Origin of the sequence: Bradyrhizobium sp. 147, from assembly GCF_023073935.1 — a bacterium.
Lineage (GTDB): Bacteria > Pseudomonadota > Alphaproteobacteria > Rhizobiales > Xanthobacteraceae > Bradyrhizobium.
Genome location: NZ_JADPKL010000045.1, coordinates 1 through 26,271, shown reverse-complemented (window position 1 = coordinate 26,271; position 26,271 = coordinate 1). Strand labels below are relative to the sequence as shown.

The window sequence follows — 26,271 nt, the reverse complement described above, 5'->3', positions numbered from 1 at the left end:
GATGCTGCCGGCATATTCGCCGACCGCGGAATTGGCAAAGCCGATGGGGAGGAAGCCAGCGGCCGTGACCAGCGTTCCCGTGAGCATCGGAAACGCAGTTGATTCCCAGGCAAAGGACGCCGCGCGCATGCGATCCCAGCCCTGCTCCATCTTCACCACCATCATTTCGACTGCGATGATGGCGTCGTCGACGAGCAGACCGAGCGCGATGATCAGCGCACCGAGCGTGATGCGGTGCAGGTCGAGCGACATCGTGTTCATGACAATGAAGACGATGCCGAGCACCAGCGGCACCGACAGCGCGACCACGATGCCGGTGCGCCAGCCCAGTGCCAAAAATGAGACGAACAGCACGATGACGAGCGCCTCCATGAAGGAGTGCACGAACTCGCCGACGGCGTGCTCGACCACCTTGGGCTGGTCGGCAATCAGTCTGACGTCGATGCCCTGCGGCACGGCCTTCATGAATTCGCTTGTCGCCTTCTCGACCTCCTTGCCGAGATCGAGGATGTTGGCGCCCTTGGCGGTGACGACGCCGATGCCGATCGCGGGCTTGCCTTCCTGGCGGACGACGAAGCTCGGCGGATCGACATAGCCATGGGTGACGGTGGCGATATCGCCGAGACGGAAGACGCGGCCGTTGCTCTCGACCGGCGTCTCGGCCACGGCCTTGGCGCCGTCGAGCGCGCCAGTGACCCGCAGCGGCACGCGCTGCGACGAAGTCTCGACTGTGCCGGCCGGCGTCACGTTGTTCTGCTTGGCGAGCGAATCGAACAGCGCCTGCGGCGTGATGCCGAGGGTGGCGAGCTTGGCGTGGCTGAACTCGACGAAGATGCGTTCGTCCTGATTGCCGTAGACGTCGACCTTGGTCACGCCGGGCACCTTCAGGAGGCGCTGACGGAATCCTTCCGAGACCTTCTTGAGCTGAGCATAGTCGGCGCCGTCGCCGGTCATCATGTAGAGGATGGAATCGACGTCGGAGAATTCGTCGTTGACGACGGGCCCGAGAATGCCGGACGGCAGCTGACCCTGCACGTCGACCAGCTTCTTGCGTAGGAGATAGAAGAGATAGGGCACATCCTTCGGCGGGGTGTTGTCACGGAACGTCACCTGGAGCGCGGTAAAGGCGGGTTTGGAATAGGTCTGCACCTTCTCGAAATAGGGCAGCTCCTGGATCTTCTTCTCGATGGGATCGGCGACCTGGGTCTGCATCTCCTGCGCGGTCGCCCCCGGCCACATCACGGAGACGTTGACCACCTTTACCGTGAAGAACGGATCCTCGGCACGGCCGAGCTTCTCGTAGGAGAAGAAGCCGGCGACGCCGAGCACAATCATTAGGAAGAGCACCAGCGTCGGATGGCTGACGGCCCAGGCCGAAAGGTTGAAGCGCTTCATCGCACTCTCCGAAAGACGATCCAGTTGCAAAAACGACAGCCGCTCTATTCAAGGCCTCATCGCGAGGCAGCGAAGCAAATCCAGGGGGCTGGGCAGGTTCTGGATCGCTTCGCCGCTTCAGCCTTTGCATTTGCGCTCGGGCCGAAACTCACCTCGCAATGAGGAACTCATTTCTTTCGTCATTCCGGGATGGTCCGAAGGACCAGACCCGGAATCTCGAGATTCCGGGTTCGATGCTTCGCATCGCCCCGGAATGACAAAAACTAAAAACTCAGCGACGACACGATCCGCACCCTCTGGCTCGGATCGAGCTTCTGCACGCCAAGGGCGACGATCTTGGCGCCCTCTTCGACACCGCCGGTGATGACGACGTCGTTGCTCTCGTAGGACTTCACCGTCACCGGCCTCAGCGTAATCGCGCCGTTGTCGTCGACGACGTAGAAGGACGGCTTGCCGCCTTCGTTGAACAACGCCGATAGCGGTAGCCGGGCGACGCGCTCGGTGGCGGCGTCCGACAGCGTGAGCGTCGCGGTCATGCCGAGCGCGACCTTGTCGTCGGCCTCGGGCAGCGAGAATTTTGCCAGATAGGTGCGGGTGGCCGGATCGGCCGCCGGCGCGATCTCGCGCAGCTTGGCGGTGTACTTCTTGTTCGGCTCGGACCAAAGAGTGACGCTGGCGACGCCCGACTTGGCGCGTCCGACCAGCGTCTCAGGAATGGCGACGACCGCTTCCTTTTCGGCAAAGCGGGCGACACGGATCGAGGCCTGGCCCGCGGCGACCACCTGGCCGGGCTCGATCAGCGTTGCGGTGACGACGCCACGGGCGTCGGCGTTGAGCGTCGCGTAGGAAAGGGAATTCTTGGTCAGCTCGACCGAGCGCTCGGCCCGATTCAGGCGCGCACGGGCCTCGTCAGCGGCGGCGCGACTCTGGTCGAGTTGAGCATCGGTGGTCCAGCCCTTGGCCTTCAGGTCCTTGGCGCGCTGCTCGGCAGCGGCGGCCTGGGCCAGCACGCCGGTCGCGGCAGTCAGCTCGGCAACGGCCTGCTCGGCCTGGAGCTTCAGATCAACCTCGTCGAGAGTCGCCAGCGGCTGTCCGATTTCGACGGTCTGGCCGACCTCGACCAGGCGCTTTGCGACCTTGCCGGCGACGCGAAATCCGAGATCGCTCTCGATCCGCGGCCGGATGGTCCCGACGAAGCTCCGCTCCGGCGTCTCGGCCTCATAATGGGCCGTTGCGACCAGAACCGGCCGCGGCGGCTCGGCCTTTTCGGCGACGGTGTCATTGCACCCAGCCAGTGCGGCGGCCATCAGGGCCAGCGACACACCTGCCAACAGCCTGGAATAGCTGGACAAAACCGACCGGACGAACATCGAAGGACACTCCTGCATCTCGAATGAGAGGAATGTCGATTAATTACTGACAAAAGTCAATAATCGTCAGTCATCAGGAATCCGTGATCGCTAAGGCCTGGTAAGGACCCTGTTGTTGTCAGGAAGGTGCGATGGTAGGGCGGACAACGCGAGATGTCCGCCGTAGCTCGAAGAGAAGGCGGACGCGTGCCACCACGACAGTCGCAAGCGGGAAGAAGATGGGCACGGCGTGCGAAGAGCACCCTTTGCCCCACTGCAGAGGCTCCCTCGCCGTTCCTATTCGGCGAACTCGTGCTTGCTGTCATGGCCGCCGACGAAGACCAGGAGGCCGGCGATCAGCGGCAAGACGGCGAGCACGAGCAGGCCGGTCGAGGTTTGGCCAGTGGCTTCCTTGACCCAGCCGATCAGATAGGGCCCGCCGAAGCCGGCGAGGTTGCCGACCGAGTTGATCAGGGCGATGGCGCCGGCCGCCGCGGTGCCGGACAGCCAGGCGGTCGGCAAGGTCCAGAACACGCCGAAGCAGCAGAACACCCCAATGGCCGCCACCGTCAGCACAACCATCGTGAGGGCTGGATCGGTGAGATAAGAGGAGATGCCGAGCGCAACGGCGGTGAGCAGCAGCGGCGCGCCGACATGCATCACGCGCTCGCGTGTCGCATCCGAATGCCGCGCCCACAGCACCATCCCGATGGTGCCGAACAGATACGGAATCGCGGTGACGAAGCCGGTCTGCGCGTTGGTGAGGCCGAACGCCTTGACGATCTGCGGCAGCCAGAACTGCATGCCATAGAGCGCGCCGACGAAGCCGAAATAGATCAGGCTGAGCGCGATCACCTTCGGCGACGACAACGCCTGGCCGAGCGAGGGATGCTTCACCGCCTGCTTGATTGCGATCTCAGAATCGAGCTTGGCCTTGAGCCAGGCTTTCTGCTCGGCCGAGAGCCAATTCGCCTTCTCCGGCCTGTCGGTGAGATAAAACCAAGTGACGATGCCGAGCAGCACGGAAGGAATGCCCTCGATGATGAACAGCCACTGCCAGCCCTTCAGCCCCATCAGGCCGTCGAGCCCGAGCAGGAGGCCCGAGACCGGCGCGCCGATCACGGTCGAGACCGGAACGGCGATGGCGAAGGCCGCGAGAAAGCGGGCGCGATATTCGGCCGGATACCAATAGGTGAGATAGAGGATGATGCCCGGGAAGAAGCCGGCCTCCGCGACGCCGAGCAGGAAGCGCAGGACATAGAAGCTCGTGACGCCGCTGACCGCCGCCATCAGCGCCGAGATGATGCCCCAGGTCACCATGATCCGGGCGATCCAGCGGCTGGCACCGAATTTTTCCAGCGCGAGGTTGCTCGGCACCTCGAAGATGAAGTAGCCGATGAAGAAGATGCCGGCGCCCCAGGAGAAGATCAGCGGCGTGAACTTCAGCTCCGCATTCATGGTCAGCGCGGCGAAACCGAGATTGACGCGATCGAGATAGGAGAAGAAGTAGGCGAGCACCAGGAACGGAATCAGGCGCCATGAGATAGTGCGGATGGTCGAGGTCTCGATTTCCGACTTGGCTGCGCCGACGGAACCGGCATAGATCGTGGTCTGGCTCATGGCTTCCCCCGTGTTGTTGCTTTTGTAGCTAAGAGGCGGTTTTGAGCATCGCGGGCAAAGAGTCAATGGAGCGAGCAATGCACGGAGCGCAGCCGGATAAACGCGTTGCGCTGCTGCGGATACCGCTGATCCGCGCCGGCCTCGCGTTTGCGGTGATCGTCTGCGGGCTGTCGCTGCGCTGGTACGGCCTTCCGCTCGGCCTGCCCGCCTTCGCCGTGAAGTACGGCGGCTCGCTGTTGTGGGCGACGATGGTGTTTCTGCTGGTCGGTCTTTTGCTGCCGCGGCTGACGCGGATGCAGATGGCAGCTATCGCGGTCGTGATCGCGGTCGTCGTGGAATTCTCCCGCCTGGTGCATACCCCTTGGCTTGACTCGTTCCGCCTGACCACCGCGGGCGCGCTGCTGCTCGGGCGCATCTTCTCGTTATGGAATTTGGCGGCTTACGTGATCGGCATTGTGTTCGGCGTCTGGCTGGATCGGCTTGTGGAAACGCGCAGCCTAGGCAAAGACTAGCCAGCCAGCCTCTTCCTGGTGGCGCGGAGAATCTCGTCTGACAATTTGGAATCGCTCACGGCGCGGGCGAGTACAACCGCTCCGACCAGAGAGGCCAGAGTCACGATCGCGTCCCCATCGCGCTTGCGTTGGCCGGCCCCCGCTCCCATGCGGGCGCTGAGCCATCCGATCATGCCCCTCACGCCGGCGGTAAATCGCTCTCGCGCGCCTTGGCTCTGGCGATGCATTTCAGAGCACAGGGCAGCAAAGGGGCAGCCGCTTCCCGGTTCATTCCGGTGCGCCACCGAGAGATATTCGGAAACATAATCGCCGACCGTGGTGGTTTCACGGAGTTCGCGTCCTTTGGAGACGATCGCTTCGGCGACCGCCTCTTCGATAAGCCGCTCCTTGGAGCCAAATTGGCTGTAAAGGCCGCCATGCGTCATGCCGGCGGCTTCGGTCAGCGCGTCGACGCTGACGCCGGAGATCCCGCGCTCCCGGATCAGGCGTGAGGCCGCCGTTAGAATTCGCTCGCGGTTGTCGGCCGCCTTCTCCTTGGACACGCGCATGTCCGAACTCCCGAATCAGAGGCCTTGACAATTATAATTACGATCGTCATCTAATTCAAACATTACGATCGCCATCAAAATCTGGCGGGCGCAGCGCCGATCACTAGGAGAAAGTCATGACCAAGGTAAAGATTGCTCTCGTGACAGGCGCCTCGTCGGGCATCGGCGAAGCCACCGCGCAGCGGCTCGCAACAGCCGGTTATAGAGTTTACGGCACCAGCCGACGCGGAGTTCAGGCAGGCAAGCGGCCATTCGAGATGCTGGCCCTCGACGTGACCAGCGACGAATCCGTCACAGCGGCCGTCAGCGAGGTGATCGGGCGCGAGGGTCGCATCGATCTACTCGTGAACAACGCCGGATTCGGCGTTGCCCCTGCCGGCGCGGAGGAGAGCTCGATCGAGCAGGCCCGCTCGATTTTTGAGACTAACTTCTTTGGGCTGATCCGGGTGACGCGCGCCGTCCTGCCGCAGATGCGCCGTCAGGGCAGCGGCCGCATCATCAATATCAGCTCCGTCCTTGGCTTTCTGCCGATGCCCTATGGAGCGCTCTATGCGGCGACCAAGCACGCCGTGGAAGGCTATTCGGAATCGCTTGACCACGAGCTGCGCACGCGGGGTATCAGGGTCTCCACCATCGAACCCGCCTACACGAAGACACCGTTCGACGCGAACTTCATCGAACCGGACGTCAAGCTCGACGAGTATCGCGAAGCACGCGCGGCGGTGAGCAAGCGGGTGAACGAGGTCATGGCAACCGCCGAATCGCCGGATGTGGTCGCCGACGCCGTATTGAAGGCGGCAAACGCGACGCATCCGAAAATTCGATACACAGCCGGCAAGCTCGCGAACCGCCTGCGACTTCTACGCAGGTTTGCGCCCGCCGGCCTGGTCGATGCCGGGATTCGAAAGGACCTCCGACTTGATGCGGCTCAGCCGTCACGGTCCGCTCGTCTCCCACGAGCTTTTTGACGGCGCGCGTGCGCCGCTCCCGGCGCTGCATTCGCCCGTGCCCGAGGCATGAACTTCTTCATGGTGTTCCTATTCGGCCTGTTGAGCCGCAAGATCATTCGCGGCGCTGGAAAACGCGGCGTCGAATATTCGTTCCTGTTTGTGCATCCGGACGGGGGGCAGCTCTCGCAGATCTCGGACATTCTCACGGCGGGTCACATTCGGCCGGTGATCGACAAGGTATTTCCGTTCGCGCAGGCAAAGGACGCCCTTGGCTATCTTGCGAAGGGCAGGGCCAAGGGGAAAGTCGTTGTCCAGATGAGGTGAGGCTCACTCCGCAAGCTGAAACCGCTCGAACCGGTCGAGCTCGTCCTCGATCTTGCGCTTGAGCTCCTTGCGGCCTGCAGTCTTCTTGCCCTCGCCGACCCAGGTCCATTTCTGCATCAAGAGCTTCTTGGCCTGCCGGTCCGTCTTGAGATCAAGCGCGGCGACGATCTCGTCGCCGACCAGCACGGGCAGCGCGAAATAGCCGAGCTTGCGCTTGGCCTTCGGCACATAGGCTTCGAACAGATGGTTGTAGCCGAAGATGAGATTGGTGCGCTTGCGCTGGATGATCAGCGGATCGAACGGCGACAGGATATGGACGAGATCGGGCGACGCCGCCGCGCCGGTGGACTCGAGCACCGCAGGCACCGCCCAATGCTCCTGCTTGCCCGCGCCGTCGATCGCGACAGGCACGAGCTCGCCGCGGCGCACGCGCGAGGCGATCAGCCCCGCCACCGCCTTCTTGCGCGGCGCATCGAGATGGCAGACCGAATCCAGACTGACCACACCCTGTGAGCGCAGCGCGCGGTCGAGCAGATAGGCCGTGATCTCCTTGGCCGAGGCCGGCTTCGGCAGCTTGTCCCAGCCAAAATGGCGCGTCGTCAGCTCATAGGTCTTGAGCATGCCCTGGCGCTCGCTGATGGTCACAGCGCCGGTATAGAAGGCAAGTTGCAAGGCCCGCTTCGACGGCTTGCGGCTCTGCCACAAATGTTCCTTCTCGACGAGCACGTCGTCCTCGATGTCGCGGATCGTGAGCGGAGCGGCGCGCAGCAGCCGCATCACCTTGCGCGTGTCGGCCGGCTTCACCGAGTTGAACCATTTGTGCCCTTCGCGCCGGTGCTCGCGCATCGCCGGCAGGAAGAAGCGGAAGTCGCTCGCCGGCACGTAGGACAGCGCATGCGTCCAGTATTCGAACACACTTCGGTCGACGCTCTGGGCATGGCGAAGATCAGCGCGGCGGTAGGACGGGATGCGGCTGAACAGGATGTGGTGGTGGCAGCGCTCGATCACGTTGATGGTGTCGATCTGCACATAGCCGAGATGAGCGACCGCATGCGCGACGGCCTGCGCGCCTTCGCCGAACGGGGTACGCTCGTCCAGCCGCTGGGCATGCAGCCAGATCTGCCTGGCCTGTGTCGTCGAGAGGGGGAGAGGCTTGGGAGCGCGGGACATTGCAGGATGCAATGTAGCGGGATTCGCGCTGAGGCAAACAAGACAGCCAAAGAAAACCGCGCTGCCATCTGCTGACAGCGCGATCTGTCAGCGAACTGCTCACTATTTCGCGCCCATCTTCTGCGCCTTCATGTAATGCATGCAGGCGCCGCGCATATTGCCTTTGCTCATCTCGGTGTTGGCCGCAGCCATTTCCTTGGCCATCGCCTGTTTGGCGGGCGAATCCACGGTTCCCATTGCGGTCATCGATTTGCCGATAGCCTCGCCTGTACAGGGTTGCATCTTTGCCGCAGAAGCCGGCGAGGCCGCGAACACCGCGAGCACAACAGCCGAAAGCAACATCTTCATCGAGTGTCTCCTCCGTAGAACAAAACCGGCGTCGTGCCGGCCCAACGCAAGAGCCATTCTTCAGCGACAAGTTTTCAGGGAGAAGACATTTTCGTTGCTGCGCCGCAGCGATAGCCCCCCTTAGCGTGCGGCTTTTGGGCGCTCCCCGAGGCTGCCCGTAGCAGTGTCCGGCTCGCAGGATGCCTTGCCGCGCCCCTCCGACTGGCAGCGATAGACGCTGCCAGTGAGACGATCGACCAGCCACATATTATCCTCGGTCGGCGCTTCCAGGCCGACATAGCGGGAGGTCAGCCCCGTGATCAATGTCGACAGCAGGATCGCCACCGCGATCATCGCCGCGCCGATATAGATTGGCATTGAGCTCAGGGACACTGTCCGATCCGGCGGGCCGCTGCGATAGAACTGGTAGTCACGCTGGTAGTCACTTGGCCTCGGCACTGGACGGAACTCGCCTCCCTCGCGGACGAATTGTTGAATGATCAAAGCCTGCTAGGCGCGCATCTGGACGAATTCTTGTTCGTGGGCGGGCCTTGGGCCGACGCCTTTGCGACGATCGGCGAACGCGGATGGCCGGGAACGGCCAGAGAGCTGGCTCGAAGCAAGCCGGAACGAACACAGTGGCCCCCGGCTCGTGATTTCGAATGTGACAAGGATCACATCGGGGCCTTTGAACCTTCCCTATGCTCACAGCATCAAATCGCCATCAGGCATACAGCGAGGATACGACAATGACCCGTTTCGATAAATTTTTTGGATTGAAGGCGATTACTCTCTCGGCGGCCCTGTCGATGACGGCAAACCTTGCGCTGGCCGGCGACAACAACGTCTCCGCGGGCCAGATCCTGGATGCATTGAAGCCGAAGCCGGTGACCCGCGGCCTGTCCGTTGGGCCGCAGGCCGATCCCACCGCGCAGGCCAAGGAATCGACGTTCCTCAACACCGTGCGCAACCGCTCGACCCGGTCGCTCTCGACCGGCGAGCGCGAGCAGATCGCTGAGCTCGCGGCCGCCAAGCCGAAGATCGATCTGGAGATCCAGTTCGACTACAACTCGGCCGAGATCGCCAAGACCTCGGTGGCATCAGTGCAGGCGCTCGGCAAAGCGCTGTCCGATCCGACGCTCAAGGGTTCGACCTTCGTCGTCGCGGGCCACACCGACGCGACCGGTGGCGAGGAGTACAATCAAGGGCTCTCCGAGCGGCGCGCCGACACCATCAAGAAGTACCTGGTGCAGAACTATGGCCTGAACGGCGCTGATCTCGTCACTGTCGGTTACGGCGAGACCAAGCTGAAGGATGCCGCCAACGGCGCCGACCCGGTCAACCGCCGCGTCCAGGTCGTGAACATGGACACCAAGACCGCGTCGAAATGATCGCCTAGTTACGCGTGACGAAACGCGCCGCCTGCTGTAACCCGGCAGGCGGCGATGTCATATCCAGCTCTGGAACAGCATCAATCGGCCGAAGGTTCGCATTGAGCTGCCGACAAAGGCCGCGGAGATCGGCAGCAGGGCTGCAAAGCCGGCGGCGGCGATGCCGACATAGGCCCACAGCAGCCAGCGCGGCAATCCGTCCCGGCGCAGAACATAGACCAGCGCAAGCGACGCCGCGGTCGCAGCCGGCAGGTAGTAGTAAATGAAGCCCAGCGTGCGTGGCAGCAGCGCCCAGGCGAGCCAGGGGCCGAAATAGAACGCCGCGATCAGGAATGCATCCCAGCGCCGCGCCACGATGAAGTCGCGGAGCACGACCGCGAGCGCGAGCAGCGCCGGCCACAACACCAGCGGATTGCCGAGGAAGACGATCGCGGCGACGCTGTCCTCCGCCGTCTTGTCGAACAGGAACCAGACCGGGCGGGCGAGCAACGGCCAGGATGGCCACGCGCTCATATAGGTGTGGCCGGCGATCGCCGTCGTGGTGTTGTCAGCGAAGATTCGCCGCTGCGCCTCGACCAAATCCGGCAACGACAATCCGTACAGCGGAACGAAAGCGGCAGGATACGTCAACGCCGGCAGGAGGGCGAAGCAGAGCGCGGCATGCTGTACCCGAAAGCCGGGCCAGAGATCGGGCCGATACCAGTCGCTCGGCTTGGCGTCGGCGAACAGCGTGTGCCAGCCCTGCATCAGGCGAATCACCCCAAGGACCATAATGCAGACGGCCAGTGGAAACAGGCCGCTCCATTTGCAGGCCGCAGCACAGCCGAACAGGCCGCCCGCGAGCGCGAACAGCGCATGCGGCCGCTCTCTTCGAAAACCATGCATGAAGGCGGCGGTCGCGAGCAGGCCGAAGCCGAGCGCAAAGATGTCGAGCATGGCGATGCGCGCCTGCACGTAGAGCATCTGGTTGCTGCCAGTGATCAGCGCGGCTGCGATCGCCGGCCCTTGCGCAGAGAACAGCGCGAGGCCGCACAGATAGATCGCGACCACCGCGAGCGCGCCGAACAAGGTCGCCGGATACCGCCAGCCAAACGCGTTGTCGCCGAAGGCTGCGATCGATGCTGCGATCAGCTCCTTCCCCAGCGGCGGGTGCATCGGATTGAGCATCGGCTGCGACATCGCAGGCGTCAGCATCTGCCGCGCCGCCGGCACATAATGCACCTCGTCGAAGACGAACTTCTCTGGCGTCGAAAGACCGAGCAGCAGCGCCAGATGAGCAACCAGGAAAATCGCGACAGCAATCACTGCGCTCCGCGACACCTTTGGAACCGCGGACAATTCGAGCGTCGGCTGTGGAGATGTTTTGCGTGGCAAATTGGCGTCACCGCGGACAAAAAAGAGATCGCAGTTTTCATTGAACGCATTCTGCCGCAACTGTCACTAAGCATAACGCACGTCCACGCCGCTTGTGATAATTCCGCCACATCCTAAGCGCGCGCGATCCGGTACGATCAGGGACACGTCGATCGGTTGCGAAATGAATTTGCGTTTCTGGCTTTTCTCCTCTCTGTTGTCGGCCGCATTGTGCCCTGGCGCGCAGGCGCAGACGCGCGTCGGCGAGGCCGTCGTGATCCAGAACGAAGTGGTGCGCGTGGCCGCGAGCACCACGCCGATTAGTGTCGGCGACAGCATGCTGCGCGACGAGACTGTGCGCACCGGCGCTGACAGCGCGGCGCGCTTCGTCATGGCCGACAGCACCAATCTGTCACTGGGCCCGAGCGCGACGCTGAAGCTCGACCGCACCGTCTTCAACGACGAGCACAGCTATCGCGACGTCGCGATCCGCATGACCACCGGCGCATTCCGCTTCGTCACCGGACATTCCGACAAGACCGCCTACAAGATCACGACCCCGCTCGCAACCATCGGCGTACGCGGCACCACGCTCGACATCCTCTCGCAGCATGGCCGATCCGTCGTCGTGCTTCAGGACGGCGCGGCCAGCGTCTGCACGAAGAGCTCCCAGTGCGTGCAGCTCACCCAGCCCGGCGACACCGCCATCATCACCTCCACCGGCGGCAAGTCCGGCATCACCAAGTCCAATACCCCGCCCTGGACGTTCGCCGCCAACTGCGCCGCAAATGCCGGGCTTTGCGCGGTCAACCAATATGCCGCCGCCTCGCCGACCATCACACCTGCCGTCCAAGACGACGGCATGCTGTGCGGGCGGTGACAATGGCGAAACTCCGCTTCAAGCGCTTGGTCCGCGCCGGCGCGCTGGCCACCTTGGCTGCGCTTGCGTTTGCGCTGGATATTCGATCGGCTGTAGCCCAGGCGACGTGCGGATCCGAATGCGGTGAGCCGACGCCTTACCCGACCTATTCACCGTCCCCAACGCCCTCCCCCTCGCCGAGCCCGGATCCTGCGCCCGCTCCGAGCCCATCTCCGTCTCCGAGCCCGACACCGACCGGCGCGGATTCCAGCGGCAATTCGATTCGCGGCCTCGCCAATCAGCGCTTCAACCAGATGATCACCAACCGTGTGCTTGGCACGGTGCTGCTCGGCGTCAACGAGCAGGTCAATTGCAGCGACTGCATCAGCGCGTTCGGCTCGGCCGGCTCGTTCTCCGCGGGCATCCATGGCCGCAAGGAGCTGACCAACAATCTGTCGCTGCTCGCCGGCATCGCCTACACGCACTACAACGAGGGCGGCTACAAGATCACGAGCGCACCGATCGGTGCCTTCGCGCTACGTTATGACTTCACCGACTGGGGCTCGTCGCGCCCGTTCTTCGACGTCGGCACGATCCTGACGCCCTGGGAGAAGGCGCGCTACACGCGCGGCTACGACACCAGCCTCGGGCCCGTGAGCGTGACCAGTTCGACCAACGCCTCGAACTACGCCGTCTATGGCCGCGCCGGCTGGATGAGCCGCCTGTCGCCGCGCGACGAGGTCGCGGCCTCCGTCGAGGTCTGGCAGCTCTGGCAGCGGGTGTCGGGCTACACCGACGGCGCAGTGGCTTTCAATCCGTTCGACGCCGCGATTGCGACCGGCACCGACCGCACCAGCCTGGTGAAGATCGGCGGCCAGTGGACGCATCTCTACGGCAGCAACATTGAGGCCAACATCAACGGCGGCTGGGTCCAGTCCTTTGCGAGCCACGGCGGCATCGTGGCGACCGTGACCGGCAACGGCGTGGTGGTCCCGACCATGGGCAACCAGGGCTGGTTCGAATATGGCGGCCGCCTCGGCTTCCGCGTGCAAAAGGGCTGGATCGTGGATCTGTTCGCCAACGGCACGCTGGGCCCGCAGCCGGTCGGCAACACCATCCACGGCGGCGTGGGGCTTAGGATTAGTTATTGAGGCACAGTCTCGTACGGTGGGCGAAGCGAAGTGCGCCCAGCGCTTTTCTCTCGCCTTGAGAACGCTGGTGGGCACGGCGCGAATGCGCCTTTGCCCACCGTACGGCATCCGTCCGGCTCTCACGCCGCCGACTTGCCCTCGAACGCTCGACGCAGAACATCGACATCGAGCTTGACCATCTTCATCATGGCCTGCATCGCGCGCGCGGCCGCCGCCTTGTCGGGGCTCGACAAGAATTCGAACATCGCCTTCGGCACCACCTGCCAGGCCACGCCCCAGCGATCCCTGACCCAGCCGCACCTTTCTTCCTTGCCCCCATGCGCCAGGAACGCGCTCCAGACGCTGTCGACCTGGGCCTGGTCATCGCAATCGATCATCAGCGACAGCGCGTGGGTGTACTCCATTTTCATTCCGCCATTCAGCGCGACCAAGCGCTGTCCGCCGAGCGTGAACTCGACGACGAGCACCGAACCCTGCTTGCCGGAGGGGCCATCGGAGACGTTGCGCTGGACGTGCACGATCTTGGAATCGGGCAGCAGGGAGACGTAGAAATTGGCGGCTTCTTCAGCGTCGCCGTTGAACCACAGGCAGGGCGTAACCTTCGACATTTGAATGCTCCTGTTCGATCTTGGCGGGCTTGGATCAGGCCGTCGCCATGTCGGGCTGCAAGGGGGCCGCGGCGAGATCCATCCAGTTCACGCCCCACATATGGCCATCCGGATCTTCGAAGCTGCGGCCGTACATGAAGCTGTATTCGTCCTTCGGACTGGGATCGGCCACCCCGCCCGCAGCCTCAGCCTTGCCGACGATATCGTCGACCTCGCTGCGGCTCTCGGCGGACAGGCAGAACAGGACCTGGTTCGAGGTCTTGGCATCCGCGATCGGCTTCGGCGTGAATTGACGGAATTTGTCGTGGGTCAGCAGCATGGCGAAAATGGTCTCGGAAAAGACCATGCAGCTCGCTGTCTCATCGCAGAATTGGGGGTTCTTGACCGCGCCGATCGCCTCGTAGAAGGCAGTGGCGCGCCTGAGGTCGGTCACCGGCAGATTGACGAAGATCATCTTGGGCATCGGAGGCTCCTTGGCGGGGTTCTGCCCAAGGACGGACCAGCCGGCGGCCATCCGACATGGCTTCCGAATATTTTTGACCTTCTGCTGCAAGGTTCCGTCGCTCCGAACCTCGCTCCTCCTCGGGGCGCCTTACTTCTTCTCGTTGGGATCGCGGTGAACGGGGTCGATCCACAGCACGGTTTCGGGCTTCTCGACCGGCTCGATATCGAGATTGATCGCGACCGCCTCGCCGTCGCTGCGCACCAGCACGCATTCCAGCACCTCGTCGGGACTGGCGTTGATCTCCTGATGCGGGACGTAAGGCGGCACGAAAATGAAATCGCCAGGGCCTGCCTCCGCGGTGAATTGCAGACGCTCGCCCCAGCGCATCCGGGCCTTGCCCTTCACCACATAGATGACGCTTTCGAGATGGCCGTGGTGATGCGCGCCGGTCTTGGCGTCGGGTTTGATGCTCACCGTGCCCGCCCACAATTTCTGGGCGCCGACCCGCGCGAAGTTGATCGCGGCCGCGCGGTCCATACCTGCCGTCGATGGCACATTCGTATCGAGCTGGTTGCCCGGGATGACGCGTACGCCGTCATGTTTCCAGCGATCGTCGTGATCCTGTGCATGGTGCGAATGCGTGTGGTCATGGCCGGTCATGGGACTGCTTTCTGTTGGTTCCTTGCGCGGCAAACTAACCCAAAGCCACGCCTGCGAGCCACAGCAAATTCGGAACCCTCGTAGTCATGAGACGTTGTCGTCGCGAGCAAACCCGAAGGAGAGTTGCATGGGTAGCACGACCGACAAGATCAAGGGCAATGCCAACGAGGCGATCGGCAAGACCAAGCAAGGCATCGGCGAAGCCACTGGCTCCGATCGCATGAAGGGCGAAGGCGCAGTTCAGGAAGTGAAGGGCAAGGGCCAGCAGGCCATGGGCGATGCCAAGGACGCCGCGAAGGAGGCAATGGATCGTGCCGCCGCTGCGGCAAAGCGCGCCGCGGAGTAGCGCGCGCATCGCTGAAAGCGAAGAAAAGGCCGGCCGGAAGGCCGGTCTTTTTGTTTGTCTTGCTCAGCCATCCGCGGATCCGCAGCATCGAACCCGAGATCTCGAGATTCCGGGGTCTGCCCCTTCGGACCATCCCGGAATGACGGCTGCGCCGTCACTTTACCGCGAGCAATTCCACGTCGAACATCAACGTCGCGTTCGGCGGGATCACGCCGCCGGCACCGCGGGCGCCGTAGCCGAGTTGCGGCGGGATGATCAGCGTGCGCTTGCCGCCGACTTTCATCGAAGCGACGCCCTCGTCCCAGCCGGCGATGACGCGGCCCTTGCCGATCGGGAATTCGAACGGCTCGTTGCGGTCGACGGACGAGTCGAATTTCTTGCCCTTCTGGCCGTTCTCGTAGAGCCAGCCGGTATAGTGCATCACGCAGATCTGGCCCGCCTTGGGCGAAGCGCCAGTGCCGGCGACGCTATCGATGATCTGCAAGCCTGAAGCTGTGGTCATGGTCTTTCCTGCGGTCTGGGCCGAGGCCGTGGTGGACACGAAATGCGACGCGCTGGCAATCACGGTGATCGCGAGTGCCGACATCAGGGCGAGGAGCGCGCGTTGGAAACGCTGCATGAGGCACCTTCCGTTTGAGGCGGGAGGTGTCTAGCGCAACGCGGGTGGGGTTTCCACCCCTACAGCTCGATATTTTCCAGCCGGACCGGGAGCTTGCGGATGCGCTGGCCGGTGGCGTGATAGATCGCGTTGCAGATCGCCGCATTGGTACCGACATTGGCGAGCTCACCGACACCCTTCACGCCTGCCGGGTTGATGTGATCGTCCTGCTCGGAGAGCAGGATGACCTCGACGCCGGGCACGTCCGCATTCACGGGCACGAGGTAGTCGGCGAAGTTGTCGTTGACGTAGCGCGCGTTGCGCTCGTCGATCTCGGTAGCCTCCAGCAGCGCCGACGACATGCCCCAGATCAGCCCGCCCATCAGCTGGCTGCGCGCGGTGCGCGGATTCATGATGCGGCCTGCCGCGAACGCACCAACCAGACGGGGACAGCGGATCTCATGCGTGAAGCGGTTGACGCGGACCTCGACGAACTCAGCACCGAAGGCATAGGCGATCTGGTCTTTCATGGCGTGACCGCCGACGAGCCGCACCTGCCCGCTGTGCATGGCGCGGAAGGAATCCAGCGGCGCGCCCTCCGGCTTCCACTCGCCATACTCCTCGACGACGCCGACACCGAGCGCGTCGAAGGCCTTCTCGAGGTCGAGCGGGCGGTCACCTTTCGCCGCCTGTGTGGCCGGTGTCTGGCCGATGCCGACGGTCTCCTTGGCCTTGTCCGTCAGGCTCTGGCTTGGCATCGCCGCCTTGAACAGGCGCTGGCGGATCTGATCGCATACCATCATCACCACGGAGCAGGTGCTGGCCGTCGAATTCGAGCCTCCGGCAACAGGCGCCGGCGGCAGATCGCTGTCGCCGATGAAGACCGCAACCTTCTCGAGCGGCACGCCGAGCCGCTCGGCGGCGGTCTGGGCGATGACGGTGTAGGCGCCGGTCCCGATCTCGTGGCCGGCGATCTCGACGCGGGTGCGGCCGTCGCGCTGGAGGCGCACGCGCGCGGCCGCCGGGCCCATCTGGGTCGGATAGCAGGTGGCGGCACAGCCATAGCCGATCAGCCAGTCGCCATCCGACATCGATTTCGGCTGCGGCGAGCGTTGCGCCCAGCCGAACGCCTTGGCGGCCTCGTCGAAACAGGCCATCAGCGAGCGCGACGTGTAGGGCTTGCCGCCAATCGGCTCAACGGTGGTATCATTGATACGGCGGAGCTCGACCGGATCCATGTTCAATTTCACCGCAAGCTCGTCCATCGCGCTCTCCAGCGCAAACAGATACGGCACCTCCGGTGGAGAACGCATGAAGCCGGGCGTGTTGCGGTCCGCGCGCACGATCGAGACGAGGCTGTCGACATTCGGACAGGCATAGAGCCGCGTCGTGGTCTTGGTGCCGCCGACGCAATAGGCGTCGGGGCGCGAAGAGACTTCGGAGCCCTCATGTTTTAAGGCCAGCAGCTTGCCATCACGGCTCGCACCCAGCTTGATCTCGTGGCGGGTCTCGGCGCGATAGGTGGTGATGGTAAAGCCCTGGTCGCGGGTCGGGACCAGCTTGATCGGCCGGTTCAGGCGCTTCGCAATGGCGGCGATGATGGCGGTGCGCGGCGTCATCGAGCCGCGCGAGCCGAAGCCGCCGCCGACATAGGGGTTGACCACGCGGACCTTGTCGGCGTCGATGCCGAGCTGTTCGGCGACGCCATATTTCAGGCCGTAGACGAATTGGCTCGGCTCGTAGATGACGAGTTCGTCGCCCATCCAGGCGCAGCTCGTCGAGAACAGCTCCATCGGATTGTGGTGCTGTGTCGGGGTGTCGTAGGACGCGGTCAGCTTGACCTCGGCCTCCTCGAACGCCTTTGCGAAGTTGCCGACCTTCGGGTCTTCCTTGAATTGGGCATTCTGCCCCTTCGCGGCCGCAATGGTCGTTCCGGGCGAGTCGAAGGTCGCGCTCGGCGCGGCGGCTGTGTAGCTGACCTTGACGCGGTTGGCCGCCTCGCGCGCCGCCTCGTAGCTTTCGGCAATGACCACCGCGATGATCTGGCCATCATGGGCAATGTCGGCCGATTTCAGCGGCTGGATCGTCGTGCCCGCATAGCCGCCATTGCTGAAGAGCTTCGACTCCTTCAGCTTCGGCCCATTCTCGTGCGTGACGATGTCGATCACGCCGCGGACACGCTTGGCTTCATCCAGGTCGAAGCGATCGATTCGCCCCTTGGCGATGGCGCTGGTGACGAGAAACGCATAGGCGGGATCGGCGAGCGGCATGTCCGACGCATAGGTGGCGCGTCCCGTCACCTTTACGACGGCGTCATAGCGCGGCACGGGCTGGCCCATGTTTGTCTTCGGCTCGGGAGCAGCAGCAGTCATGATCAGATCTCCATCGTTACGGCCTGCTGGAGCGCGCGTGCCACCACGCGCTTGCCGAGCGCGATCTTGAAGCTGTTGTGCCGCCGCCCCCTCGCGTCTGCGAACGCGGCATCGGCGACGCGTTGTGCTAAGGCTTCGTCGAATTTTTGTCCCTTGAGCAGCGCCTCCGCTTCGCGCGCTCGCCAGGGCACGGTTGCGACACCGCCGAGCGCGACGCGCGCATCCTTGATCGTGCCGTCCTGCACGTCGAGCGCGACCGCAGCCGAAGACAGCGCGAACTCGTAGGATTGGCGGTCGCGCGCCTTCAGATACACCGATCGCGGCCAGCGTCCGGACACTGCAAAGGCCGAGATCAGCTCGCCGGGTTGCAGCGTGGTCTCGATGTCTGGCGTACTGCCTGGCGCCTTGTGAAGCTGGGCGAACGGCATGCTGCGCGTGCCGGCCTTGCCCGTGATCTCGACCACGGCGTCGAGCGCGATCAGCGCCTGGGCGAAATCGCCGGGATAGGTCGCGATGCACTGGTCGGAGATTCCGAGCACGGCATGCATGCGGTTGACGCCGTCCATCGCGGCGCAACCGGAGCCGGGATGGCGCTTGTTGCAATTCTCGTAGGAGACATCGCGGAAATAGCTGCAACGCGTCCGCTGCATCACGTTGCCGCCGAGCGTCGCCATGTTGCGTAGCTGGGCGCTGGCAGCGAGCTTCAGCGAATTGGCAATTACCGGGTAGTTGCGCTGGATGCCGTCATGCGCGGCGACGTCGGACATCTTTGCGAGCGCGCCGAGCCGCAAATTATCGCCCGTTGACTCGATCGCCGACCAGCCGTGCGCGAGCGGATTGATATCGACGATCGCGGCCGGCCGCATCACATCCAGTTTCATCAGGTCGATCAGCGTGGTGCCGCCGGCGAGCGGCTGCGCAGCGGCCTGGGTCAGCGGATTGTTCGCGGCCGCGGCGGCGCTGAGTGCCTGCACGGCCATGTCAGGGTCTGTTGCCCTCTGATACGAAAACGGTCGCATGCGCCTAGCCTTTCATGATCTCGGGCGCGGCCTGCTTCACGGCGGCGACGATATTGGGATAAGCGGCACAGCGACAAATATTGCCGCTCATATATTCGCGGATATCGGCCTCACTGTTTGCATGGCCCTCCTTGACGCAGGCCACAGCGGACATGATCTGGCCGGGCGTGCAATAGCCGCACTGGAATGCGTCGTTGTCGATGAAGGCCTGCTGCATCGGATGCAGACGGTCGTCGGTGGCAAGCCCTTCGATCGTCGTGATCTCCTGTCGCTCGGCGGCGAGCGCAAGCGTCAGGCACGACAGCACGCGCCGATCGTCGATCAGCACCGTGCAGGCACCGCACTGGCCGTGATCGCAGCCCTTCTTGCTGCCGGTGAGCTTGAGGTGTTCGCGCAGCGCGTCGAGCACCGTGGTGCGCGGATCGATGCTCAGGCGCTTGTCCTTGCCGTTGACGTGGAGGGTGACCTCGAGAGGAAGCGCCGGATCTTGTGCGACTGACGCGCTTGTATCCCCCGCGGCTGCGCGCGCCGTGATCGGAACAAGCGCACTGCCGGCAGCGCCCACCATAAAGGCGCGCCGATCGAATGCGGATGCTTTGGAACTTGATTTATGGGACATGGACGGCCTCCACTGCTTCGAACCAAGCAGCACACGCCTGCACCGCTCATCGCCCCTTAACCTGAAGGCATGAGCTCCGTTCCGAACGAGAAAGGGCGACGCAGCAAATGCCGCGCCGCCCTTCGTCAACTTTTCCTGATCTTGCGGGGAACCGCGCGGGCGGCCTCAATAGCCCAGCGCGCAACCGTCCTTGCGTGGATCGGAACCGCCGGTGAGCGTGCCCTTGTCCCAATCGATCCAGATCGCCTGGGCGCCGCCGAGCGGACCGACCACGCTGGTGGTCTTGTGGCCGAGCTTCTTCAGGCCTTCGACGATCGCGGCTGGCACGCTGTCCTCGAGCTGATATTGGCCCTCGTAGTGCAGGCCGCGCGGCATGTCGATCGCCTCCTGCACGTCACAGCCATAGTCGAGGATGTTGGTCAGCACATGGGTCTGGCCGACCGGCTGATATTGTCCGCCCATCACCGCGAACGGCATCACGGAGCGGCCGCCCTTGGTGAGCAGGCTCGGCATGATCGTGTGCAGCGGCCGTTTGCCGCCCGCGATGCAGTTGGGATGGCCCGGCTGGATGCGGAAGCCGCCGGCACGGTTCTGGAACAAGACGCCGGTCTTGTCCGAGACGATCGCCGAGCCGAAGGAATGCGCGATCGAGTTGATGAACGAGCAGACGTTGCGGTCCTTGTCCACCACCGTGATGTAGATGGTCGAGGGATTCATCGGCGGTGCGACGTTGGGCAGGTCGAGCATGCCGTCCATGCGGATCTTGGCGATGTGCTCGTCGCAGAATTCCTTGGCGAGGATCTTGGCGACTTCGATCTGCATGTGGTCGGGATCGGCGACATGCAGCTCGCGATGCATGTAGGCGATGCGCGCGGCTTCCGCCTCGAGATGGAAACGCTCGATGCTGAGCGGTGCATATTTCTTCAGGTCAAACCGCGACAGGATGTTGAGCATCAGCAGCATGGTGAGGCCGGGTCCGTTCGGCGGGCACTGCCAGACGTCATAGCCCTTGTACATGGTGCCGATCGGCGTGGTCACTTCCGTCGTATGCGCGGCGAAATCGTCGAGCGTGTGCAGGCCGCCGATGCCCCTGAGGGTCTCGACCATGTCTTCCGCGATCGGACCCTTATAGAAGGCGTCGCGACCGTCCTTGGCGATCGCGCGCAGCGTGTTGCCGAGCTCCGGCTGGCGGATGAGGTCGCCGGCCACCGGCGGCTTTCCGCCCGGCAACAAATAACGCACGGTGTTGGTGCCACCCTTCAGCTTCTCGAATTGGTTCTTCCAGTCGAAGGCGATGCGCGGCGCGACGACATAACCTTCTTCAGCCGCCTTGATCGCGGGCTGGAGCAGCCGGTCGAAGCCGAACTTGCCGTGATCGCGCAACACGGTGGCAAAGGCGTCGACCACGCCCGGAATCGACACCGCATGCGCCGAGGTCAGCGGCACGGAATTGATCTTGCGCTCGAGATACCAGTCGGCGTTCGCCGCTTTCGGCGCGCGGCCGGAGCCGTTATAGGCGATGATCTTGCCCTCGCCCCGCGGCTGGATCAGCGCAAAGCAGTCGCCGCCGATACCGGTCGATTGCGGCTCGATCACGCCAAGCACGGCCGAGCCGGCGACCGCCGCGTCCACCGCCGTGCCGCCCTCACGCAGCACCTCGATCGCGGCGAGCGAGGCCAGCGGATGCGAGGTCGCCACCATCGCGTTGGTGGCGTGGACCGTGGACCTGCCGGGGAAATGGAAGTTTCTCATGCGAATTCTTGCTTTCTTGGACGTCCGGCGCGACGGCGCGCCAGCTCGGAAAAACCCGGCCTACATGGCATATTCCGGCCCGCCGGAGCAATGCTGGCATACCAATGAAATGGCTGCCATCCGCTGGGCGTATATGCACGGTTCGCGGCTTCAGCCATAGCGGGTTTTCCGGGCGGCCGTCGCCTGCTAAACGAGCCGCCATGACTTACAAGGTCGCCGCCTTCTACCAATTCGCCGCCCTCCCGGATCACCGGGAGCTGCGCGAGCCGTTGCGTGCATTCTGTGCTAGCCTGGCCCTGAAGGGCAGCGTGCTGCTGGCCCAGGAGGGCATCAACGGCACCGTCGCGGGCCCGCCGGAGGCGATCGACGCTTTCGCTCACGAGCTCGCGCACGGCGACATGTTCGGCGGCAGGCTGGACCATCTCGAGCTCAAATTCTCGACCGCGGCGGCGATGCCGTTCCGCCGGCTCAAGGTGCGGCTGAAAAAGGAGATCGTCACGCTCGGCGATGCGGCCGCCGATCCGACCAAGAAGGTCGGCACGTATGTCGACGCCGCCGAATGGAATGCGTTGATCGCGGCACCCGACACGCTGCTGCTCGACACCCGCAACGCCTTCGAGGTGGCGATGGGCACGTTCGAGGGCGCGGTCGATCCCGGCATCAAGAGCTTTGGCCAGTTCAAGGACTTTGCCGCCGATCAGCTCGATCCGGCCAAGCACCGCAGGATCGCGATGTTCTGCACCGGCGGCATTCGCTGCGAGAAGGCCAGCGCGCATCTGCTCGCGCGCGGCTTTGCCGAGGTCTATCACCTCAAGGGCGGCATCCTGAGATATCTGGCAGAGGTGCCGGAGACGCAGAGCCGCTGGCGCGGCGAGTGCTTCGTGTTCGACGAGCGCGTCGCGCTCCGCCACGCTTTGCGCGAACTCGACAAGGGGCACGGCCGTGACGAATGAGATCAAGACGCTGAGCGAGCGCATCGACACATTGGAGATGCGCCTCAGCTATCAGGACGATACTATCGAAACGCTGAACCAGACGATCACCGCACAGTGGAAGCAGATCGATGCGCTGACGCGGCAGATCGCGCAGCTCAGTGAACGGCTCCAGGATGCCGAGGCGAATGCGCCGGGGCCTGCCAACGAGCGCCCGCCGCATTATTGAAACGATGAGCTACTGACCGGACACCTTGAGCATTAGGCTGGCCACCTCGCCCGACATCATCAACCGGTTGCGCCCGGCTTCTTTCGCGCCGTAGAGCGCCTGATCGGCCGCCTCGACGAGCGAGGCCACGCCCGCCGTGCGCTCCAGCACCGGCCGGCAGGCTGCGCCTCCGAGCGAAGCGGTAACGCAACCGGTGGCACAGTTGGTGGTGTGAACGAGGCCCGCCTCGCGGATCGCCCGTCGAATCCGGTCGCCGATCCGGGCGCAGCCCTCGGCATCAGTGTTCGGCAGCAGCATAGCGAACTCCTCGCCGCCATAGCGTGCCGCCAGATCGCCCGGACGCTGCATCTCGGCCGCGATGACCTGCGCCACCCCGCGGAGGCAGGCGTCGCCAGCGGGATGGCCATATTCGTCGTTGTAGGCCTTGAAGTGGTCGACGTCGACCATCAGCAAGGCGAGACTTGAGCGGTCGCGATAGGCGCGCGCCCACTCGTCCTTCAGACATTCGTCGAAGCGGCGGCGGTTGGCAAGGCCGGTGAGGCTGTCCTCGATCGCGAGCGTCTCGAGCCTGGTCTCCAGCTTCTTGTGTTCGGTGATGTCGCGCGAGATCGCCACCACGCCGTCGAGGTTGCCGTTGTCCTTGCGTGTCACCCGCATGGTCGATTCGAGCCAGACTTCGCCGTTCTCCCGGTGCGAGTTGCGATAGACGAGGCGCGCCTCCTCCTTCTCGCCACGCTTCATGGCGTCGACGATCGCCTGAACCTGCGGCCGATCCTCCGGATTGACGCCCGCGAGCGCCGGCGTGCCGATCAGTTGATTGGCGCGCCAGCCGACGAGGCGCACCGACGAGGGCGAGACATAGCGCAGCCGCTCGTCGAGCCCGATGCGGGTCACCATATCGCTAGAGCCTTCCGCGAGCAGGCGGAAGTGAGCCTCCTTCTCGATCAGGGCCGCGGCCATGCGCTGGCCCCGTTGCAGCTGCCGCACCAGCACGGCACCGATGACCGCGATCAGCATCACGAGGGCGACCACGTGGAGCATGCGGGAGATCGCGGCTGCGCGCCAGGGCGCCAGCAGTTCGTCCTTGTCAACGGTGGCGAGCAGGACCAACGGGTAACGGCTGCTGCGCTTGAAGAAGCTGACCCGCTGGACGCCATCCAGCGGCGACTTGAAATGATAGGCGCCGCCCGGTCGCTGCAGGCTGGCGTCGCGGAACAGCGGCGTGTCGCCGACGTTGCGGCCCACGAATTTGTCGTTGCTCGAGTTGCGCGCAACGATCAGGCCCTCGCCATGCGTCAGCGCCACCGAACTGTTGCGGCCGATCTCGAACTGCTCGTAGAAATGCGAAAGATATTTCGAGCTGATGGTCGCGAGCACCACGCCGCCGAAGCTGCCGTCCGGCTTGTTGAAGCGACGCGACAGGGTGACGACCCATTCGCCGTCCAGCAGGCTCTTCACGGGACGGCCGACATGGGCCTCTCGCTTCGCAGAGAGCTGATGATGACGGAAGAACGCGTCGTCGCTGAAGGTCGAGCCGATCGTGCCGGGCAAGGTCAGCCAATTGCCCTGATCGTCGATGATGGCGAGGCTGTGAATGCGCTCGACGGCCCTCTTGCGCGCTTCCAGCAGGGTGCGCAGCTTCGCGATCGTGGCTGGACCGGCGCCGTCCATCTCCAGCCGGCTGACGACGCCGACGACGCCGGAATCCAGCAGATCGAGGCTGTCCTCTGCATGCTGTGTCAGCGAACGGGCAACGTTCGCCATTTCGGTCTCGGCACCCTTGAGCACCGCATCGCGCGCGGCCCATTCGCGCCAGCCGCTGACCCCGAGAATGGTCGCGCAGGTCAGCACGACGAACGCCGCCGCGCGCAGCGGCAGACGGCTCCATCCGGCTCTTTGGGTGGCAGCACTCATGCGGCAGAGAATTCTCCGATCTTTTCGGAAACTCTGCCGCTTCTGTTATTGAACTCTGAAGTTACCGCGGTAATGCGCGGCGATATGCCCTGTTTCCCGTACTCGTACGGACGCAAGCATCAGCGCATCGCTAACAGAACATTACCGCGCCTATCGGGAACGGCTCCCCCGCCCGCTAGCTGAAGATGGCCTTAACTTTCTCCCAGAGCGTGGGGTGCTCGGCATCCGCATCCGCCTTCGAGGGTGTCGGTTGCGCGGCGCTGACGGGATCGGAGGCCGGGAACGTATCCTTCAGACCGCCGTCGAGCTTGGCGTTGCGATCGGCGGCGAGCGCCTCGCGCAGGTCATCGGCATGCTTGTCGTGCGGCGCAGGGTTGAATCTCTCAGCCATGATCTCCTCCATTGGCTGGTCAACGCGGCCCAATCGCGCTGGTTCCCCTGTTCCGCTGGGGGCCGCGGCAGTGTATCAGGAGCCATAACTCTCTTCAGGACCATTCGTGCCCCAGTCTGCGCCAAAGCCCTTCATTGACGTGCTCTCCGGCCAGCGCCAAGCCATCCCCCCCATGTGGATGATGCGGCAGGCCGGCCGCTACTTGCCGGAATATCGCGAGGTGCGCGCCAAGGCGGGCGGCTTCCTCGATCTCTGCTTCAATCCGGAGCTTGCCGCGGAGGTGACGCTGCAACCGATCCGGCGATTCGGCTTCGATGCCGCGATCATCTTCTCGGACATCCTCGTGATCCCCTATGCGCTCGGCCGCTCCGTGCGTTTCGAGGTCGGCGAAGGCCCGCGGCTCGAACCGCTGGATGACCCGGCGAAGGTTGCGACGCTGGCCGCGCGGGCCGACTTCTCCAAGCTCGCACCCGTGTTTGAGGCGCTGCGGATCGTGCGCGGCGCGCTCGCTCCCGAGGCCGCGCTGATCGGCTTCTGCGGCGCACCGTGGACGGTAGCGACCTACATGGTCGCCGGCCAGGGCACGCCCGACCAGGCACCGGCGCGCATGATGGCCTACCGGCATCCGGGGGCGTTTGCAGAGATCATCGACGTGCTGGTCGACAACTCGGTCGAATATCTGCTGGCGCAGCTCGCCGCCGGCGCCGACGCCTTGCAGATCTTCGACACCTGGGCCGGCGTGCTGCCGCCGGCAGAGTTCGCGCGCTGGTCGGCCGAGCCGACGCGGCGCATCGTCGAAGGCGTGCGCGCAAAGGTGCCGGATGCGAAGATCATCGGCTTCCCGCGCGGCGCCGGCGCGCAGCTGCCGGCCTATGTCGAGGCAACCGGCGTCAACGCGGTCAGCATTGACTGGACCGCGGAGCCGGGCTTCATCCGCGAGCGCGTGCAGAGCAAGGTCGCCGTGCAGGGCAATCTCGACCCGCTGGTGCTGATCACTGGGGGTACCGCGCTCGACCGCGCCGTCGACGACGTACTGGCGAATTTTGCGCAAGGGCGGCTGATCTTCAATCTCGGGCACGGCATCCAGCCGGAAACGCCGATCGCCCATGTCGAGCAGATGCTGAAGCGCGTGCGGGGCTGATTTATTTCGCAGGTGGGGCGCGGCAAAACAAAAAGCGCGAAAACAACCCCATGCACAGTAGACAAGTCATTGAAAAATCTAAGCCGGCATGACTCACCCGGCGCGTTTGACACGTCGAGGCTGGGCAAGAACTCGGGCATTTTCGTTGGTCGGTGTACGCTTTGTTCATGACGAATCGCACATTCAAGACCGGCGAGGAGCCGCGACCAGGCCAGCCTGCTTCCTGCTCGGATTGAGGACTATGTCGGTCCGGATAACGCAGTCCGGGCGATCGAGAGCTTCGTTCGTGTCCTCGA

28 protein-coding genes are annotated in these 26,271 nt (G+C 64.0%); 10 read left to right on the top strand and 18 right to left on the bottom strand.

Annotation, left to right across the window (positions count from 1 at the left end; translation table 11 throughout):
• The 3 genes from IVA87_RS11135 to IVA87_RS11125 form a co-directional block, all read right to left on the bottom strand.
• Positions 1–1,395 (bottom strand): efflux RND transporter permease subunit (locus tag IVA87_RS11135; RefSeq protein WP_247333551.1); only part of this gene is annotated, 1,395 nt, incomplete at its 3' end.
• A 263-nt stretch (positions 1,396–1,658) separates the two neighbouring features.
• Positions 1,659–2,765, bottom strand: a complete 1,107-nt coding sequence (locus IVA87_RS11130) for an efflux RND transporter periplasmic adaptor subunit (RefSeq protein WP_247300947.1) — start codon at positions 2,763–2,765, stop codon at positions 1,659–1,661.
• 276 nt (positions 2,766–3,041) lie between these two features.
• Entirely contained in the window at positions 3,042–4,364 is a 1,323-nt protein-coding gene (locus tag IVA87_RS11125; protein WP_247300948.1) for an MFS transporter, read from the bottom strand.
• Positions 4,365–4,441: 77 nt separating this feature from the next.
• Here IVA87_RS11125 and IVA87_RS11120 point away from each other — a divergent pair, with 77 nt between their 5' ends.
• Positions 4,442–4,876 carry a DUF2809 domain-containing protein gene (locus IVA87_RS11120; RefSeq protein WP_247300949.1) on the top strand — a complete coding sequence of 145 codons (435 nt, stop codon included), beginning with the start codon at positions 4,442–4,444 and terminating at the stop codon, positions 4,874–4,876.
• Here IVA87_RS11120 and IVA87_RS11115 read toward each other — a convergent pair.
• Positions 4,873–5,424 carry a TetR/AcrR family transcriptional regulator gene (locus tag IVA87_RS11115; RefSeq protein WP_247300950.1) on the bottom strand — a complete coding sequence of 184 codons (552 nt, stop codon included), beginning with the start codon at positions 5,422–5,424 and terminating at the stop codon, positions 4,873–4,875. The genes IVA87_RS11120 and IVA87_RS11115 overlap by 4 nt on opposite strands.
• A gap of 116 nt (positions 5,425–5,540) precedes the next feature.
• Between IVA87_RS11115 and IVA87_RS11110 the strand changes: the two genes are divergently transcribed.
• The gene (locus tag IVA87_RS11110) at positions 5,541–6,392 is read left to right on the top strand and encodes an oxidoreductase (RefSeq protein WP_247300951.1); all 852 of its coding nucleotides are present in this window, start codon (positions 5,541–5,543) and stop codon (positions 6,390–6,392) included.
• Positions 6,393–6,452: 60 nt separating this feature from the next.
• Positions 6,453–6,698 carry a zinc-binding dehydrogenase gene (locus IVA87_RS11105; protein WP_247300952.1) on the top strand — a complete coding sequence of 82 codons (246 nt, stop codon included), beginning with the start codon at positions 6,453–6,455 and terminating at the stop codon, positions 6,696–6,698.
• Positions 6,699–6,701: 3 nt separating this feature from the next.
• Here IVA87_RS11105 and IVA87_RS11100 read toward each other — a convergent pair whose 3' ends face one another.
• The 3 genes from IVA87_RS11100 to IVA87_RS11090 form a co-directional block, all read right to left on the bottom strand.
• Positions 6,702–7,868, bottom strand: coding sequence for a crosslink repair DNA glycosylase YcaQ family protein (locus IVA87_RS11100; RefSeq protein ID WP_247300953.1), 1,167 nt, complete (start codon positions 7,866–7,868; stop codon positions 6,702–6,704).
• A gap of 102 nt (positions 7,869–7,970) precedes the next feature.
• The gene (locus IVA87_RS11095; protein WP_247279554.1) at positions 7,971–8,216 is read right to left on the bottom strand and encodes a hypothetical protein; all 246 of its coding nucleotides are present in this window, start codon (positions 8,214–8,216) and stop codon (positions 7,971–7,973) included.
• Between the two features lie 120 nt (positions 8,217–8,336).
• Positions 8,337–8,573, bottom strand: coding sequence for a hypothetical protein (locus IVA87_RS11090; RefSeq protein WP_247300979.1), 237 nt, complete (start codon positions 8,571–8,573; stop codon positions 8,337–8,339).
• A gap of 371 nt (positions 8,574–8,944) precedes the next feature.
• On the opposite strand from IVA87_RS11090, the gene IVA87_RS11085 reads away from it, so the two are divergent.
• The gene (locus IVA87_RS11085; protein ID WP_247300954.1) at positions 8,945–9,586 is read left to right on the top strand and encodes an OmpA family protein; all 642 of its coding nucleotides are present in this window, start codon (positions 8,945–8,947) and stop codon (positions 9,584–9,586) included.
• A 57-nt stretch (positions 9,587–9,643) separates the two neighbouring features.
• On the opposite strand, the gene IVA87_RS11080 is transcribed toward IVA87_RS11085, so the two are convergent.
• Positions 9,644–10,924 (bottom strand): phospholipid carrier-dependent glycosyltransferase, encoded by a 1,281-nt coding sequence (locus IVA87_RS11080; protein ID WP_247333549.1) that lies wholly within the window; start codon positions 10,922–10,924, stop codon positions 9,644–9,646.
• A 199-nt stretch (positions 10,925–11,123) separates the two neighbouring features.
• Here IVA87_RS11080 and IVA87_RS11075 point away from each other — a divergent pair, with 199 nt between their 5' ends.
• Both IVA87_RS11075 and IVA87_RS11070 read left to right on the top strand, forming a co-directional pair.
• Positions 11,124–11,819 (top strand): FecR family protein, encoded by a 696-nt coding sequence (locus IVA87_RS11075; RefSeq protein WP_247300956.1) that lies wholly within the window; start codon positions 11,124–11,126, stop codon positions 11,817–11,819.
• A 2-nt stretch (positions 11,820–11,821) separates the two neighbouring features.
• On the top strand, positions 11,822–12,949 hold the full coding sequence (locus IVA87_RS11070; RefSeq protein WP_247333546.1) for a hypothetical protein: 1,128 nt from the start codon (positions 11,822–11,824) through the stop codon (positions 12,947–12,949).
• A 119-nt stretch (positions 12,950–13,068) separates the two neighbouring features.
• Here the strand turns inward: IVA87_RS11070 and IVA87_RS11065 are convergent, their stop codons facing one another.
• The 3 genes from IVA87_RS11065 to IVA87_RS11055 form a co-directional block, all read right to left on the bottom strand.
• Complete coding sequence (locus IVA87_RS11065) at positions 13,069–13,557, bottom strand: VOC family protein (RefSeq protein ID WP_247300958.1); 489 nt, start codon at positions 13,555–13,557, stop codon at positions 13,069–13,071.
• A gap of 34 nt (positions 13,558–13,591) precedes the next feature.
• Positions 13,592–14,020, bottom strand: a complete 429-nt coding sequence (locus tag IVA87_RS11060) for a VOC family protein (protein WP_247300959.1) — start codon at positions 14,018–14,020, stop codon at positions 13,592–13,594.
• A gap of 129 nt (positions 14,021–14,149) precedes the next feature.
• The gene (locus IVA87_RS11055) at positions 14,150–14,662 is read right to left on the bottom strand and encodes a cupin domain-containing protein (protein WP_247300960.1); all 513 of its coding nucleotides are present in this window, start codon (positions 14,660–14,662) and stop codon (positions 14,150–14,152) included.
• Between the two features lie 127 nt (positions 14,663–14,789).
• Here IVA87_RS11055 and IVA87_RS11050 point away from each other — a divergent pair, with 127 nt between their 5' ends.
• A complete protein-coding gene (locus IVA87_RS11050; protein ID WP_247300961.1) occupies positions 14,790–15,008 on the top strand; it encodes a CsbD family protein in 219 nt (72 codons plus the stop codon).
• A gap of 154 nt (positions 15,009–15,162) precedes the next feature.
• On the opposite strand, the gene IVA87_RS11045 is transcribed toward IVA87_RS11050, so the two are convergent.
• The 5 genes from IVA87_RS11045 to ggt all read right to left on the bottom strand — a co-directional run bounded on the left by IVA87_RS11045 (position 15,163) and on the right by ggt (position 21,368).
• Positions 15,163–15,627 (bottom strand): FKBP-type peptidyl-prolyl cis-trans isomerase, encoded by a 465-nt coding sequence (locus IVA87_RS11045; protein WP_247300962.1) that lies wholly within the window; start codon positions 15,625–15,627, stop codon positions 15,163–15,165.
• 59 nt (positions 15,628–15,686) lie between these two features.
• Positions 15,687–17,978, bottom strand: coding sequence for a xanthine dehydrogenase family protein molybdopterin-binding subunit (locus IVA87_RS11040; protein ID WP_247300963.1), 2,292 nt, complete (start codon positions 17,976–17,978; stop codon positions 15,687–15,689).
• A 2-nt stretch (positions 17,979–17,980) separates the two neighbouring features.
• Positions 17,981–18,997: a xanthine dehydrogenase family protein subunit M gene (locus IVA87_RS11035; protein ID WP_247300964.1), complete on the bottom strand. Its 1,017-nt coding sequence runs from the start codon at positions 18,995–18,997 to the stop codon at positions 17,981–17,983.
• A gap of 4 nt (positions 18,998–19,001) precedes the next feature.
• The gene (locus IVA87_RS11030) at positions 19,002–19,565 is read right to left on the bottom strand and encodes a (2Fe-2S)-binding protein (protein ID WP_247333553.1); all 564 of its coding nucleotides are present in this window, start codon (positions 19,563–19,565) and stop codon (positions 19,002–19,004) included.
• Between the two features lie 216 nt (positions 19,566–19,781).
• Entirely contained in the window at positions 19,782–21,368 is a 1,587-nt protein-coding gene (gene ggt / locus IVA87_RS11025) for a gamma-glutamyltransferase (RefSeq protein WP_247300965.1), read from the bottom strand.
• A gap of 200 nt (positions 21,369–21,568) precedes the next feature.
• Here ggt and IVA87_RS11020 point away from each other — a divergent pair, with 200 nt between their 5' ends.
• Both IVA87_RS11020 and IVA87_RS11015 read left to right on the top strand, forming a co-directional pair.
• On the top strand, positions 21,569–22,321 hold the full coding sequence (locus IVA87_RS11020; protein WP_247300966.1) for a rhodanese-related sulfurtransferase: 753 nt from the start codon (positions 21,569–21,571) through the stop codon (positions 22,319–22,321).
• The gene (locus tag IVA87_RS11015) at positions 22,311–22,529 is read left to right on the top strand and encodes a SlyX family protein (RefSeq protein ID WP_247300967.1); all 219 of its coding nucleotides are present in this window, start codon (positions 22,311–22,313) and stop codon (positions 22,527–22,529) included. Before IVA87_RS11020 ends, IVA87_RS11015 begins: the two co-directional genes overlap by 11 nt.
• A 9-nt stretch (positions 22,530–22,538) precedes the next feature.
• Here IVA87_RS11015 and IVA87_RS11010 read toward each other — a convergent pair whose 3' ends face one another.
• Together IVA87_RS11010 and IVA87_RS11005 are read right to left on the bottom strand one after the other, a co-directional pair.
• Positions 22,539–24,443: a diguanylate cyclase gene (locus IVA87_RS11010; protein WP_247333544.1), complete on the bottom strand. Its 1,905-nt coding sequence runs from the start codon at positions 24,441–24,443 to the stop codon at positions 22,539–22,541.
• A 175-nt stretch (positions 24,444–24,618) separates the two neighbouring features.
• Entirely contained in the window at positions 24,619–24,834 is a 216-nt protein-coding gene (locus IVA87_RS11005; protein ID WP_247300969.1) for a hypothetical protein, read from the bottom strand.
• Between the two features lie 106 nt (positions 24,835–24,940).
• On the opposite strand from IVA87_RS11005, the gene hemE reads away from it, so the two are divergent.
• Positions 24,941–25,975: a uroporphyrinogen decarboxylase gene (gene hemE, locus IVA87_RS11000; RefSeq protein ID WP_247300970.1), complete on the top strand. Its 1,035-nt coding sequence runs from the start codon at positions 24,941–24,943 to the stop codon at positions 25,973–25,975.
• Positions 25,976–26,271 lie beyond the last annotated feature (296 nt).

Bases quoted from the DNA above. Each gene is read 5' to 3' on its own strand.
- ggt (WP_247300965.1), bottom strand. From the start codon at position 21,368: ATGAGAAACTTCCATTTCCCCGGCAGGTCCACGGTCCACGCCACCAAC.
- IVA87_RS11035 (WP_247300964.1), bottom strand. From the start codon at position 18,997: ATGCGACCGTTTTCGTATCAGAGGGCAACAGACCCTGACATGGCCGTG.
- IVA87_RS11055 (WP_247300960.1), bottom strand. From the start codon at position 14,662: ATGACCGGCCATGACCACACGCATTCGCACCATGCACAGGATCACGAC.
- IVA87_RS11075 (WP_247300956.1), top strand. From the start codon at position 11,124: ATGAATTTGCGTTTCTGGCTTTTCTCCTCTCTGTTGTCGGCCGCATTG.
- IVA87_RS11030 (WP_247333553.1), bottom strand. From the start codon at position 19,565: ATGGTGGGCGCTGCCGGCAGTGCGCTTGTTCCGATCACGGCGCGCGCA.
- IVA87_RS11130 (WP_247300947.1), bottom strand. From the start codon at position 2,765: ATGTTCGTCCGGTCGGTTTTGTCCAGCTATTCCAGGCTGTTGGCAGGT.
- IVA87_RS11090 (WP_247300979.1), bottom strand. From the start codon at position 8,573: ATGCCAATCTATATCGGCGCGGCGATGATCGCGGTGGCGATCCTGCTG.
- IVA87_RS11005 (WP_247300969.1), bottom strand. From the start codon at position 24,834: ATGGCTGAGAGATTCAACCCTGCGCCGCACGACAAGCATGCCGATGAC.
- IVA87_RS11020 (WP_247300966.1), top strand. From the start codon at position 21,569: ATGACTTACAAGGTCGCCGCCTTCTACCAATTCGCCGCCCTCCCGGAT.
- IVA87_RS11050 (WP_247300961.1), top strand. From the start codon at position 14,790: ATGGGTAGCACGACCGACAAGATCAAGGGCAATGCCAACGAGGCGATC.
- IVA87_RS11110 (WP_247300951.1), top strand. From the start codon at position 5,541: ATGACCAAGGTAAAGATTGCTCTCGTGACAGGCGCCTCGTCGGGCATC.
- IVA87_RS11040 (WP_247300963.1), bottom strand. From the start codon at position 17,978: ATGACTGCTGCTGCTCCCGAGCCGAAGACAAACATGGGCCAGCCCGTG.
- IVA87_RS11045 (WP_247300962.1), bottom strand. From the start codon at position 15,627: ATGCAGCGTTTCCAACGCGCGCTCCTCGCCCTGATGTCGGCACTCGCG.
- IVA87_RS11120 (WP_247300949.1), top strand. From the start codon at position 4,442: ATGCACGGAGCGCAGCCGGATAAACGCGTTGCGCTGCTGCGGATACCG.
- IVA87_RS11010 (WP_247333544.1), bottom strand. From the start codon at position 24,443: ATGAGTGCTGCCACCCAAAGAGCCGGATGGAGCCGTCTGCCGCTGCGC.
- IVA87_RS11115 (WP_247300950.1), bottom strand. From the start codon at position 5,424: ATGCGCGTGTCCAAGGAGAAGGCGGCCGACAACCGCGAGCGAATTCTA.
- IVA87_RS11065 (WP_247300958.1), bottom strand. From the start codon at position 13,557: ATGTCGAAGGTTACGCCCTGCCTGTGGTTCAACGGCGACGCTGAAGAA.
- IVA87_RS11125 (WP_247300948.1), bottom strand. From the start codon at position 4,364: ATGAGCCAGACCACGATCTATGCCGGTTCCGTCGGCGCAGCCAAGTCG.
- IVA87_RS11070 (WP_247333546.1), top strand. From the start codon at position 11,822: ATGGCGAAACTCCGCTTCAAGCGCTTGGTCCGCGCCGGCGCGCTGGCC.
- IVA87_RS11105 (WP_247300952.1), top strand. From the start codon at position 6,453: ATGGTGTTCCTATTCGGCCTGTTGAGCCGCAAGATCATTCGCGGCGCT.
- IVA87_RS11095 (WP_247279554.1), bottom strand. From the start codon at position 8,216: ATGAAGATGTTGCTTTCGGCTGTTGTGCTCGCGGTGTTCGCGGCCTCG.
- IVA87_RS11060 (WP_247300959.1), bottom strand. From the start codon at position 14,020: ATGCCCAAGATGATCTTCGTCAATCTGCCGGTGACCGACCTCAGGCGC.
- IVA87_RS11100 (WP_247300953.1), bottom strand. From the start codon at position 7,868: ATGTCCCGCGCTCCCAAGCCTCTCCCCCTCTCGACGACACAGGCCAGG.
- IVA87_RS11085 (WP_247300954.1), top strand. From the start codon at position 8,945: ATGACCCGTTTCGATAAATTTTTTGGATTGAAGGCGATTACTCTCTCG.